Origin of the sequence: Bacteroides zhangwenhongii, from assembly GCF_009193325.2 — a bacterium.
In the GTDB taxonomy this organism is placed as follows: Bacteria; Bacteroidota; Bacteroidia; order Bacteroidales; family Bacteroidaceae; genus Bacteroides; species Bacteroides zhangwenhongii.
Map to the genome: position 1 here is coordinate 4283146 of NZ_CP059856.1, position 12807 is coordinate 4295952.

Here is a 12807-nt window from a genome sequence, read left to right on the forward strand (position 1 = left end):
GTATGAGAAAAATAAAAGATATCATTAAATTAGGACTTATAGCTATTGCAGTATACAGTTTCTCATCGTGTACGGATTTGGATGAAGCAGTATATAGTTCTGTAATGTCTGATAATTATTATAGAACAAAACAAGATATTATCAATGCTGTATTTCGCCCATTTGAAGGAATTTATTCCACTGTAAATCAGGCGAATTGGAGTGAAGAGTGCTGTGCTGACCAATTAATAACTCCTAGCCGTGGAACATGGTGGGTTGATGGTGGTGTGTGGGCTAAGTTTCATCGTCATCAGTATGATGATTTAGTTGAAGAACGCTGGAATCAAGAATGGAATAGTATTTATTTAACGATTGCTCAAGCCAATGTTATTTTAGATGACTTAAATCGTTTATCTCCAGACCACTTTGGATTCACGGGTGAAGAATGGGACGGCTTCAAAGGGCAATTGCGTTGTATCCGTGCTTATCAATACTTACGTTTGCTCAATGTCTATCGTTATGCCGTACTTTGTACATCTTCCGATCAAGCCATAAATAAATTACCTGAAAATCAGAAACAGGTTGAACCGAAAATTTTGTTCAATTTTATAGAAAAGGAATTGACTGATTGTTTGTCTAGTTTACCTACCAAAAATGGTCAATCAGGCAATGGGATACAACAGGGACAATGTACTAAAGCATTTGCTGCAGGACTGTTGGTACGTTTGTACTTAAATGCAGAAAAATGGATTGGTGAAGCAAAGTGGAATGCTTGTGAAGAGATGTGTGCTCGCATTACAAAAGGAGATTTTGGATATTATGCAGTTGCTCAAAATTGGTATGAAGCTTTCGATTGGAACAATGATACATCCAATGAAGTAATATTTGCATTTCCCTCTTCGTATGGAATGAATCATTGGCATATGCTTCAGAACCACCGTACAGTATATGGACGTAGTATGCCCTATGGATCTGCCAACTATTTGGATATTGAAGGAGATGGTGAGCGAAATCCACAGTTTGCTCTTTCTCCAAGTTATGACAATCAAAATCCACCTCAATTATTTACTTATGAGTTAGGTATGGTAACGCAAAAATTCTTGAAATATCCAGGAGATGTACGTTACAAACAATACAAAAATACAAGCAATAAATCACGCGAAGGAATGTTTTTTTTGGAAGGCAGAGTGCCCAATGCACGAATGAATGGCGGATATGCCTATGATCCCTTCAATCAATACGTTATTTATTTAAGAGATCAAGTAGGGCGTTTTGAAGGAAAAGCTCCGGAGGGAATTATATCCAATCTCAATTATGCAGAGTCCAAATATGAGAATGGAGACTTTAACTCAGGACTCTATTGTGTGAAATATCCATTTTATTCATTTACTGGTGGATATTTTGCTGAGTCGGATTATACCATTATGCGTTTGCCCGAAATCATATATTCCCAAGCAGAATGTTTAATTCGTTTAAACAGGGTAGATGAAGCAGGAAAATTGTTGAACAGTGTTCGTAAACGTAATTATGAAGTTTTCAGTGCAGACATTGCTTATAAGCCTGAAGGCAATGTAAAAATTGACCTAAAAGAAATGTTGGATGAATGGGGGCGTGAATTCTTAAATGAAACTCGTCGTCGCACAGATCTCATACGTTTTGGACGTTTTCAAGAAGAATGGTGGGATAAGCCTAAAGATAAAGATGACCATTATGAATTATTTCCCATTCCTCAGAAAGTTTTGGAGCAGAATAAATATTTGAAACAAAATCCGGGCTATCCAGATATCATTCGTTGACAAAAGAAAATAAACAGTTGAACTTTAAAAAAGAAGATGCAATGAAAAAAATATTATTTATACTCTCATATTTGACAATGATAGCTTGTGCCTTGTTTATGAATCAGGCTTGCCAAGAGAACTATGAAATGGTAGACCCTCCATTGGTAACAGGAACAGATGATTTGGATGAGGAAGTGATTATGCCAGAAGATCTGGAGTGCTATTATGTTTCTCCAACAGGAAAAGGGAGTCTTGATGGCAGTTCATGGGACAATGCAATGAGTGCAGATTATTTCTGTAACTTGCTAAGTGCAAACAGCGACGCAGATATCACAATTGAAAATGCAGAAAGACTGGATGGAAAGAACATCTATTTGGCTGCAGGTGAATATAAGTTAGTAAAAAACGATGCTGGAATAAGAATGGATTACACTAGTTACAACAGCTCTGTAGATATTTATATAGAAGGCGGCTATGATCCAGAGAGCACTGGTGGCGATTTAAGCAAAAGGGATACCAAACGTTTTATCACATCATTGATACGAAATACGGATAGCAATGCAGGCAAAACTACCAATTCAGTTTTTCAATTGGGCAATCAAATGAACTTATACTTCAATGGTTGTGTGTTCGATGGAAAATATGACAAGGAAACAGATGGAGCTGTGAGAGCATTTTACTCTAATGGAATCAGCTCATTATACCTAACAGATTGTGTAATTAAAAATTTTAATGTAAAAAAGGCAACGCCCCCTCGTGGTGGTGCCATCTTTATCAATCAAGGTAATGTGTTTATGAATAATGTAGAAATACATGATAACATTGCAGGAGATCGTGGTGGTGCCTTGATAGTAGCAAATGGTAACTGTCAATTATTTATGAATACATGTACCTTATATGAGAACTATGTCACAGGACAATGGAGTACAGCGATTCATACAGGCGGCAAGGCTATTATGTGTATGAATAATACAACCATCTGGGGAGCGGCTGGTAATGACGACAGAAACATTGTTGTTAATGGGGACGGTTATTTTTTATTTGCGAATACAACTATTATAGGTAACGAAAAAAATAATTATGGTGTACTTAGAAGTCCTAGTTATTCTGCAGTTTTAGTAAATTCTCTATTTAGCAAAGGGAAAGGAACTCGAACAATTTACCTCGATAAGTCTTCCTATCTTTCCAAAGGCTACAATGTCTACCAAGCAGCTGATCAAGGCTGGGGAGCTACAGAGAAAGACACTGATTATAGCGATGTCCAAATGCCGGAGCCAGAACTTACAGATGGCGTTTACCAATGGAATGTATCAGAAGAAAAAATTAAAAATTTTGCCACTACACGAGAAGTAATAGACGTTGTAAGAGATTTCAAAGTAGATGATAAGGCAATAGGAGTTAGTTTTTTGGAATGGTGCGGTGAATCAGCGTTCAGCATTGATGGGCGTGGCAAATCCCGTAATGTAGAGAAAATGCAGGCAGGCGCATACGATGCCGGGCTATAGTTAAACCAAATTAGGGCGTATAATTCTAAATACGCCCTTTCCATCATATAATCAACAAAAATCATGCAAAGAATTATTTTATCATTCATAATTACCTTATTATCGACTCAATTTTATGCACAAAATCGAGTGAGCCAAATTCGCGAGCAATTAATGTCTCGTTCTACTAACAGTGTATTGGTTGTTGCTCACAGAGGCGATTGGCGCAATTTTCCTGAGAATTCTCTTGAAGGAATTGAAAATGCAATAAAAATGGGAGTAGATATCGTAGAATTAGATGTGCAACGAACCCAAGATGGAGTCCTTATTTTAATGCACGATGAAACTTTGAATCGTACGACAACCGGAAAGGGGAAGGTGTCAGAGGTTACAATGGATTACATATCAAACTTATACCTTCGAAATGGCTGTGCAATTCGAACAAAACACAAAGTTCCAACTTTGGAGGAAGCATTACTGTTAACCAAGGGGAAAATTATGATAAATCTCGACAAGGCTGATCGTTACTTTGATGAAGTTTACGCTTTATTAAAAAAGACGGGAACCGTCAATCAGGTTATAATGAAAGGAGGTAAATCTGTTGAACAAGTCAAAGGACAATATGAGAAATATCTCTGTGAAATCATCTATATGCCTATTGTGAGCTTGGATAAACTTAATGCGGAACAACAAATAGAACAGTTTTGTAAGGATATTAATCCTGTTGCTTTCGAACTATTGTTTATAAAAGACAACAACGAATTGCCTAAAAGAATTCCTGCTATGTTGAAAGGAAAATCTTTGATTTGGTATAATACACTATGGGACACGATGGCAGGTGGACATGATGACGACCTTTCACTATCAAATCCAGATGCAGGTTATGGATATTTGATAGATAAATTAGGAGCACGCATCATCCAAACCGACCGCCCAGCCTATTTATTACAATATCTTCGAAAAAGAAAATTACATAAGTAATGGGCGTTGATTTGATTTATTAATAGTGAGATGAAATAAAAGAGAATTATGAGTAAGGTAATTAATATATCATTAATATTATGTACATTCATGGTTGTAATAGGTTGTGAGCTGTCAAATAGGAAAGCTCCAGTTTCTGTGTCGTGGCAAGTGAGTGTACCAGATATAAACAAGAGTAATAACAATGAACATAGATTTGTTATTAAAAACATATCCAACACTCCTCTTGGTCGCAATTGGAGCCTTTTTTATTCCCAGTTTCCAATGAAAAGTTGCAAGCAACAATCAAATATGGTAAAGGTAGAGAATGTGAAAGGAACATTTCACCGTATCTCTCCTAAAGAAAATTACAAACCTTTAAATCCAGGTGATTCTATTATACTAATTATAAGTGGACGCGGAGAAATGCCGGGATACTCAATGAAACCAGAAGGAGTTTATTGGGTAGATGAGTCTCATAGCTCGACTCCATTACCTATAGAATTAGTCACTCGTTCGCTACCATTTATATACTCAAAAAATGAAAAAGCTATCCAAGTGTATAAAGACAATAAACGTATAGAGAGTGCAATGAAGCATGCAAATGGTATAGAAGTGATACCTGCAGTGAAACACGTATCATATTCTCAGTCATATCTGAAACTAAAGAATGTAATACATATTGTTGCCCATCCGGATTTTCATACGGAAGTAGCCATAATGAAAGACAAATTAGCTTCCCTATATGCGATTGTAGAAGACTCTCTATCAGAAGTCCAATTGACACTAGACTACTTGCAGCAGAAAGAAAATGCCGTCAACGAAGAATATTATGAATTGAATGTGACAAACGATAAAATACATATTTCAGCAATAACTCCGCACGGTATCTTCAATGGAATACAAACTTTCTTGTCCTTATTGAAAGGGCAGGAGGTCCCTTATTCCATAAAATCTGTTTTCATCAAGGACTATCCGGATTTTTCCTATAGAGGACATATGCAAGATGTAGCACGTAACTTCATAGGGATAACTGATTTAAAGAAATTAATAGATATATTGTCTTCTTATAAACTAAATGTTTTTCGTTTTCATTTTTCAGATGATGAAGGATGGCGCCTACAAATTCCAGGGTTAGAGGAATTGACGGAAATAGCCTCTCACAGGGGACATACTTATGATGAATCCGAATGTTTGTATCCTGCATATAATGGGAATTTCGATTATCAGTCAGAGACATCAGGTAATGGCTTTTATTCTCGTGATGAATTTATTGACTTGCTTCGATATGCAGCTGATCGGCATGTGTCAATAATCCCGGAGATTGAATCTCCAGGACATGCCCGTGCTGCCATTGTTGCCATGAAGGCCCGTTATGAGAGATATCTTGAGACAGATCCTATTAAAGCACATGAATACCTATTGAACGACATTCACGATGCTTCCCATTATGTGTCGGCACAAGGGTATTCGGACAATGTAATGAATGTAGCGATGCCTTCTACTTATCGTTTTATGAAGAAAGTGATACAAGAACTTCAACTTATGTATGAAGAAGCTGGTGTACCATTAAAATCTATCCATATAGGTGGAGATGAAGTTGCCGAAGGTGCTTGGCAAGGATCTCCAATTTGCAAAGATTTCATGCTGGAATATAGTATGACCGATGTACAAGAACTATCTGATTATTTTATAATGAGGATGGTCGATTTTTTAAAAGAACAAAAAATACCTTTTTCAGGTTGGCAAGAGGTTGTTCTAGGACATGATGAAATCTCCGAGCAGTATTTAACTGATAATGCTTTTGGCATTTCTTGTTGGCGAACCTCTGCCAATAATCATTCGGATGAATTAATCTATAAGTTTGCCAATAAAGGGTATCCTGTTATTTTGAGTAATGCCACTAATTTTTATCTCGATCTGGCGTATGATGCACATCCAGATGAACCAGGACATAATTGGAATGGATACGTTGATGAATCAAAATCCTTCGCTCTACTTCCTTATTGCATCTACCGCTCAATACGTACTCACCTCCTCGCTAATCAAATACAAGAGGAAAAAACATCCTTGACAGCCGAAGGACGTAAAAACATTAAAGGAGTAGAATCTGCCTTGTGGAGTGAAACTATTCGCAATTACAAAGGAGTTGAATATTATTTATTTCCTAAAATTATGGGGCTTGCCGAACGTGGATGGCACTCTTCTCCCATATGGGAACCTATGACAGGCATAGACGAGCAGCTTGCTTTTGAAAAGGATCTGGCATTTTATTACAAGCGTATATCCCAAAAAGAAATCCCTTATTGGGATAAAATGAATATAAACTATAGGCTACCTTTTCCAGGTTTATATATTGACAAAGATGGTTTCTTATTTGCAAACACTCCTATTTTGGGTGGAGAAATCCACTATACCACTGACGGGAAAGAGCCTACTAAAAATTCCAAGATTTGGAATAAGCCAGTGAAATGCAGGACAAATGAAGTTAAAGCCAAGCTTTTTGTAGGAAACAAAAAGAGTGTAACGGTGAGTCTGAATCCCCAATTTAATTAGGTAATCATATTTTATATATGAAAAGACATATTTTGATTCTATTTGCTTTTTATGCTGGTTTATGGCTACAAGCAGCCAATGAAGAAAACATAGTTTATACAAATGCCAGCAATTTACAATTAATTGGTAAAGCTACTGTGGAAGGAGATTTTTTTCATCGCATTGACACGGCTCATTATCAAAATCTGCCATTGACTGTAAAACAACTGTATACTTATTCGGCGGGACTTGCCATTGCTTTTAAAACAAATAGTTCAGTGATAAAGGTGAAATGGAGAGTGCCTAATAAAAAACAAAATGCCAATATGACTCCCATTATGCAAAAAGGACTTGATTTATACATTAGAAAAGATGGAATATGGCAGTATGCAGGGGTCGGTATTCCCCAAGGCATAGATTCATCTTCTATATTAGCAGAAAATATGGATGAATCAGAAAAAGAATGTTTGATATATTTACCTTTATATGATGAAATTACACATTTAGAGATAGGAGTATCAAAAAAATCCTATTTGAAAAAGATGGATAATCCATTTAAAGGAAAAATCATTGTTTATGGGTCGAGTATTACCCAAGGAGCATCTGCCAGTAGACCTGGACTGGCTTACCCGTCTCAACTATCACGTAGTAGTGGATATCAGTTTATTAATATGGGGTTAAGTGGAAATGGCAAGATGGAATTACCTGTTGCAAAAATGTTATCTCAAATAAATGATGTTGATGCTTTTATTTTGGATTGTATTCCCAATCCTTCAGTCGATGAGATATGTGATAGAACTATCAATTTCATAAAAACGATCCGTGACAAACATACCGATGCTCCCATAATTGTCATTCAGTCCGTTATTCGTGAGAAAGGGAATTTTAACATGAAAATATGTAAGATGGTAAAAGAACAAAATAGAGCAATAGAAGATCAAATACACATCCTTCACGAACTCGGTTTTAAAAACTTATACTTAATAAAAGAAAATCATTTTCTAGGAACAGATCATGAGGGTACTGTTGATGGTGTTCATCCTAGCGATTTAGGGTTTGAACGAATGTTGGAGAAGATCAAGCCTGCCTTGGCTGAAATTTTAGATATTAAATTTAGGAAGTAAATTTATTGGCTAATAATTTAATGGGACAATGCCACAAATTGAATACATAAAAAACTTCCTGCCGCTAAAATATTGCATACAAGGTGTCGAGACGATACATTTGCTTCTGTGAAATATTTGCAGTACATTTGTGTCTGTAAACAACAGCCCTACACCACACATGCAGGACAAATAAATAAAATAATGAGAATAACACAAGTAAGAGACGATGGCAAGGTGAATACACTGCGTACGTTGAGAATTGAGCAGCTCGTGGAGCTGATGAAAGTGGAAACCAAAGCACAGCCCGTCTCAAAAATGAGAGAAGTCCTGCCCTATATGCTTCCCGGTGATAAAAACGACTATGTTCAGAAAGTGCCGAAACTGCTTCCTGCTGCCGCCTTTGTCCGTAGAAACGGGGTGATGGTTATGGCGGAATACAATGGTATTGTAATGATTCAGGTGAATAATCTGTCGGGGCCTATGGAGGCCGATGAAGTGAAGAAGTGGGTGAAGGAACTCCCGCAAACGTATCTGGCATTTGTCGGTTCTTCCGGGAAGTCTGTCAAGATCTGGGTACGTTTTACTTATCCTGACGATCTTTTGCCGGTCACCCGCGAACAAGCGGAATTGTTTCATGCGCACGCTTATCGGTTGGCGGTGAAGTTCTACCAACCTCAACTTCCTTTTCATATTGAACTGAAAGAGCCTTCGTTGGAACAGTATTGTCGCCTGACTTTCGATCCGGAGCTGTATTTCAATCCCGAATCAATGCCGATTTACATGAAGCAGCCCGCATCTATGCCCGGTGAAACGACTTATCGTGAACAGGTACAGACGGAGACTTCCCCTTTACAACGGCTTGCGCCCGGATATGAAAGTCATGAAGCGCTTTCCGTTCTGTTCGAAGCGGCTTTTGCGCGGGCGCTGGAGGAACAGGAGGAATTTCAGCCGGACGGAGATATACATTCGTTGCTGGTTGCCCTTGCGGGACATTGTTTCCGTGCAGGTATTCCCGAAGAGGATACGGTACGGTGGTCGCGCGCTCATTATCACTTGCCGAAGGATGATTTTCTGATTCGGGAGACGGTGAAGAATGTCTATCGTTCCGGACGTGGGTTTGCCGATAAGAGCAGTCTGCTTCCCGAGCAGATATTCGTTATGCAGATGGATGAGTTTATGAAACGCCGCTATGAGTTTCGTTTCAACCAGTTGACTACACAGGTGGAATGTCGGGAGCGGAATACCTTTAATTTCTATTTTCATCCGGTGGACAAACGGCAGATGGCAAGCATTACGATGAATGCGCAGTACGAGGGGCTTAAGCTTTGGGACAAGGATGTGGTGCGTTATCTGAATTCCGATCATGTTCCTGTGTATCAACCAGCTGAGGAATTTCTTTATGACCTTCCCCATTGGGATGGAAAGGATCATATTGGGGATCTGGCAAAACGGGTGCCTTGCGACAATCCTCATTGGCCGCATTTGTTTCGCCGTTGGTTTCTCAGCATGGTAGCGCATTGGCGTGGAATGATGAGGAAGAATTATGCGAATAGCACTTCGCCGATATTGGTTGGCCCGCAGGCATACAGAAAATCTACGTTCTGCCGTTTGATTCTGCAACCGTGTCTGCAGGCTTATTATACGGATAGCATTGATTTCAGCCGGAAGCGGGATGCGGAACTGTATCTGAATCGTTTCCTGTTGATTAATATGGATGAATTCGACCAGATCAGCATTACTCAACAGCCTTTCCTAAAGCATATTCTTCAAAAACCGGTTGTGAACACAAGGCGTCCCAATGCTTCGGCGGTGGAGGAACTTCGGCGCTATGCTTCTTTTATCGGTACGAGTAATCATAAGGACTTGTTGACGGACACTTCCGGCAGCCGCCGCTATATCGCTGTCGAGGTGACGGGAGTGATAGATGTCGTCCGTCCTATTGATTACGAACAGCTTTACGCGCAAGCGATGGCGGCATTATATAAGAATGAACGGTATTGGTTTGACGAGCGGGATGAGGCCATCATGACGGAAGCCAATCAGGAATTTGAGCAGTCGCCCGCTATTGAACAGTTGTTTCAGGTGTATTATCGGGCGGCAGGAAAGGAGGAAGAAGGCGAATGGTTGCTTGCTGCGGATATATTGCAACGTATACAGAAAGCCGCCAAAATGAAATTCTCCTTCGGACAAGCCACTCATTTCGGGCGTATCCTGCGACGGTTGGGAGTAGAGTCGTTCAGGAAAACACATGGGGTTTATTATCATGTAGTGGCTTTGGAGTGATTTGTTTTGCGCGTAAAACATTTATTATTTCCTATTGTAGAAGCAGGTATTTGGCTAATGTTAATGATTAGGGACTTAAATTTGAAATTTCTATCTTTGCTGCATTATTAAAATAATATATAAAAGCATCAAGATATAACAGATTTATTGTAACTTTACCCGCTAAATAACAGAATAATATGGTTTTTAATGAGGTTGAAATAAATAATTTTAGAGGAATAAAACATCTTGTTCTTTCTGATTTAAGGCAAATAAATTTGCTGGTAGGTAAAAATAATTGCGGTAAATCGACAGTGCTTGATGGTATATTTTTATTGTCTGGATTTTCAAATCCTCTTCTTAACTTAAGAATCAATCAATTTAGAGATTATAATAGGTTCAATGAAGAAGATCTTGCTTTGAACTTTTATAATATGATTTCTGACAATCATATTCAAATATCTGGTAATATGATGGATGGAACTATTAGAGAATTGAAAATCACTCCTATCGTTTCCGAATCTCAAATCGTTATATCTAAAGAGGATATTTCTACTCAGGCTCTTTCAAATAAAGAAGCTAATATAAGTACCGGCTTGACAATGAATTTTAGCTATACCAAAGCTGATAATGAAAAGAAAAGTGATAGCGCGGCAATTATCATTACCTCGAAAGGAGTTGATGGCAATATAAAAGTAAGGTCCTCTAAGGAATACAAAGAGACGCTATCCGGGGTATATATTAATTCTAAATTTGCATTCAATATTGCCGTTGATAACTTGACACGTATAATAGAAGAAAAACAGGAGCAAGTAATAGTGGAAATATTGCAACATATAGAACCTAGAATAAAGTCTATTGCAGTGTTAAAATCAGGCGTTAATGTTGACATAGGGTTGAATAGATTGGTTCCTATTAATATGTTAGGGGATGGAATAAGGAAATTATTAGCGATAATAACATCTCTCTATGAATGTAAGAAAGGACTTGTTCTTATCGATGAAATAGATAATGGGATGCATTTTTCTTCTTTATCTTCTTTATGGAAAGCTATTATAAAAACTGCGAACTTATTGGATGTTCAGGTTTTTGCAACTACACATAATATTGAATCTTTGCAGTCCTTAAATAAAGTATTATCTGATAGTGAATGTATTGAATCTCAAAATGATATAATGTGTTATTCATTGAGGCATATGCCAACAGACGAATTGAAAGCTTATCAATATCCCTATGAAAAGTTTCAGTATGTTATTAATCAAGAAATTGAAATACGATGATTAGAATTTTTGTAGAGGGGAGAGATTCAGAGTTTTTAGACAAGTACCTCCTTTTCCTTTTGGGGGAAAACAAAGGAATGTGGGAAATTATTCAAGCTGGAGGGTATAGCAAGCTGCACTTATTAGATCAGCAGTTTAAAGAAAATACAGAACGAGGGGGTGTTAATTTGATAATCTTTGATGCGGATTCTGCTGATAATGGGGGAGGATATATTGTCAGGAAAAGCTATCTTCAAGAGAGATTGGAAGAACTATCTATATCTGCTGAATTATTTTTATTTCCAAATGACAAAGAAGATGGCGATTTTGAATTATTATTAGAACATATTGTTAATGAAGAGCATACATGCCTTCTAAAATGCTTTGAGGGTTATGAAAAGTGTGTTGCTGGACATGTAGATAACGAAGGTAATTCTCAATATATTACTCCAAATAGAAAAGCCAAAATATATGCTTATTTAGAGTCTATAAAGAAATCAAAAAAAGAACTTGAACGTTTTAAGAACAAAAAAGAGTTTTTTTTCGATAATCCTAAGTATTGGAATTTAGAGGCTGAGTATTTACTTCCTCTAAAACAATTTTTATTGAATGTTATTCAAATCTGATTAGAAAGCTAATTGACAATGATATTATTAAGTTTTGACACAGAGGAGTTTGATGTACCCCGTGAACATGGAGTGGACTTTCCGCTGGATAAGGCAATGGAAGTATCGGTTTATGGTACGAACAAGATACTGGACTGTCTGAAAAAGAATGGGGTGCGGGCTACTTTTTTCTGTACAAGCAACTTTGCGGAGAATGCTCCGGAGGTGATGCGCCGTATTATGGATGAAGGGCATGAAGTGGCGGCTCATGGGTGTGACCATTGGCAGCCTCAGGTTTCGGATGTCAGTCGTTCCAAAGAGATACTCGAACGGTTGACGGGGAGGAAGATAGAGGGGTATCGCCAGCCTCGTATGTTTCCGGTGTCCGATGAAGAGATAGAGCGGATGGGATATCTGTATAATTCTTCATTGAATCCGGCGTTTATTCCCGGCAGATATATGCATCTTTCCGAGCCGCGTACTTGCTTTATGACGGGTAAGGTTCTTCAAATTCCTGCGTCGGTGACTCCGTGGATACGTTTTCCGCTATTCTGGTTGTCTTGCCATAATCTCCCGGTGAAGTTGTACCAATGGATGGCAAACAGGGTGCTGAAGCACGACGGCTATTTTGTGACCTATTTTCACCCGTGGGAGTTTTATCCATTGAATGAACATCCCGAATTTAAAATGCCGTTTATTATCCGTAATCATTCCGGCAAAGGGATGGAAGAACGGCTGGATCTGCTGATCCGTAACTTCAAGGAGAAGAAAGCCAATTTCCTGACGTACTCGGAATTTGCGAAAATGAAACGGACAGAACTAACTAAATAGAACGAGAA

General features: G+C 38.1%; 9 protein-coding genes. All 9 read left to right on the forward strand.

Annotated elements, in window-relative coordinates:
• Positions 1-2 precede the first annotated feature (2 nt).
• The 9 genes from GD630_RS16945 (at position 3) to GD630_RS16985 (ending at position 12799) form a co-directional block, all read left to right on the forward strand.
• The gene (locus tag GD630_RS16945) at positions 3-1775 is read left to right on the forward strand and encodes a RagB/SusD family nutrient uptake outer membrane protein (protein ID WP_143865190.1); all 1773 of its coding nucleotides are present in this window, start codon (positions 3-5) and stop codon (positions 1773-1775) included.
• A 41-nt stretch (positions 1776-1816) separates the two neighbouring features.
• A complete protein-coding gene (locus tag GD630_RS16950) occupies positions 1817-3262 on the forward strand; it encodes a hypothetical protein (protein WP_143865189.1) in 1446 nt (481 codons plus the stop codon).
• Between the two features lie 63 nt (positions 3263-3325).
• Positions 3326-4222 carry a glycerophosphodiester phosphodiesterase family protein gene (locus GD630_RS16955; RefSeq protein WP_143865188.1) on the forward strand — a complete coding sequence of 299 codons (897 nt, stop codon included), beginning with the start codon at positions 3326-3328 and terminating at the stop codon, positions 4220-4222.
• 48 nt (positions 4223-4270) lie between these two features.
• Complete coding sequence (locus GD630_RS16960; protein ID WP_143865187.1) at positions 4271-6757, forward strand: family 20 glycosylhydrolase; 2487 nt, start codon at positions 4271-4273, stop codon at positions 6755-6757.
• Positions 6758-6774: 17 nt separating this feature from the next.
• Positions 6775-7860: an SGNH/GDSL hydrolase family protein gene (locus GD630_RS16965; protein ID WP_143865186.1), complete on the forward strand. Its 1086-nt coding sequence runs from the start codon at positions 6775-6777 to the stop codon at positions 7858-7860.
• Between the two features lie 183 nt (positions 7861-8043).
• A complete protein-coding gene (locus GD630_RS16970) occupies positions 8044-10125 on the forward strand; it encodes a BT4734/BF3469 family protein (protein ID WP_143865185.1) in 2082 nt (693 codons plus the stop codon).
• Positions 10126-10304: 179 nt separating this feature from the next.
• The gene (locus GD630_RS16975; RefSeq protein WP_143865184.1) at positions 10305-11384 is read left to right on the forward strand and encodes an AAA family ATPase; all 1080 of its coding nucleotides are present in this window, start codon (positions 10305-10307) and stop codon (positions 11382-11384) included.
• Positions 11381-11989 (forward strand): DUF3226 domain-containing protein, encoded by a 609-nt coding sequence (locus tag GD630_RS16980; RefSeq protein ID WP_143865183.1) that lies wholly within the window; start codon positions 11381-11383, stop codon positions 11987-11989. The genes GD630_RS16975 and GD630_RS16980 overlap by 4 nt, the downstream gene beginning before the upstream one ends.
• Before the next feature lie 18 nt (positions 11990-12007).
• The gene (locus GD630_RS16985) at positions 12008-12799 is read left to right on the forward strand and encodes a polysaccharide deacetylase family protein (RefSeq protein ID WP_143865182.1); all 792 of its coding nucleotides are present in this window, start codon (positions 12008-12010) and stop codon (positions 12797-12799) included.
• Positions 12800-12807: the final 8 nt, after the last annotated feature.

Excerpts from the sequence above, each read along its gene's own strand:
- GD630_RS16970 (WP_143865185.1), top strand. The coding sequence starts at position 8,044 with ATGAGAATAACACAAGTAAGAGACGATGGCAAGGTGAATACACTGCGT.
- GD630_RS16980 (WP_143865183.1), top strand. The coding sequence starts at position 11,381 with ATGATTAGAATTTTTGTAGAGGGGAGAGATTCAGAGTTTTTAGACAAG.
- GD630_RS16950 (WP_143865189.1), top strand. The coding sequence starts at position 1,817 with ATGAAAAAAATATTATTTATACTCTCATATTTGACAATGATAGCTTGT.
- GD630_RS16975 (WP_143865184.1), top strand. The coding sequence starts at position 10,305 with ATGGTTTTTAATGAGGTTGAAATAAATAATTTTAGAGGAATAAAACAT.
- GD630_RS16985 (WP_143865182.1), top strand. The coding sequence starts at position 12,008 with ATGATATTATTAAGTTTTGACACAGAGGAGTTTGATGTACCCCGTGAA.
- GD630_RS16945 (WP_143865190.1), top strand. The coding sequence starts at position 3 with ATGAGAAAAATAAAAGATATCATTAAATTAGGACTTATAGCTATTGCA.
- GD630_RS16955 (WP_143865188.1), top strand. The coding sequence starts at position 3,326 with ATGCAAAGAATTATTTTATCATTCATAATTACCTTATTATCGACTCAA.
- GD630_RS16965 (WP_143865186.1), top strand. The coding sequence starts at position 6,775 with ATGAAAAGACATATTTTGATTCTATTTGCTTTTTATGCTGGTTTATGG.
- GD630_RS16960 (WP_143865187.1), top strand. The coding sequence starts at position 4,271 with ATGAGTAAGGTAATTAATATATCATTAATATTATGTACATTCATGGTT.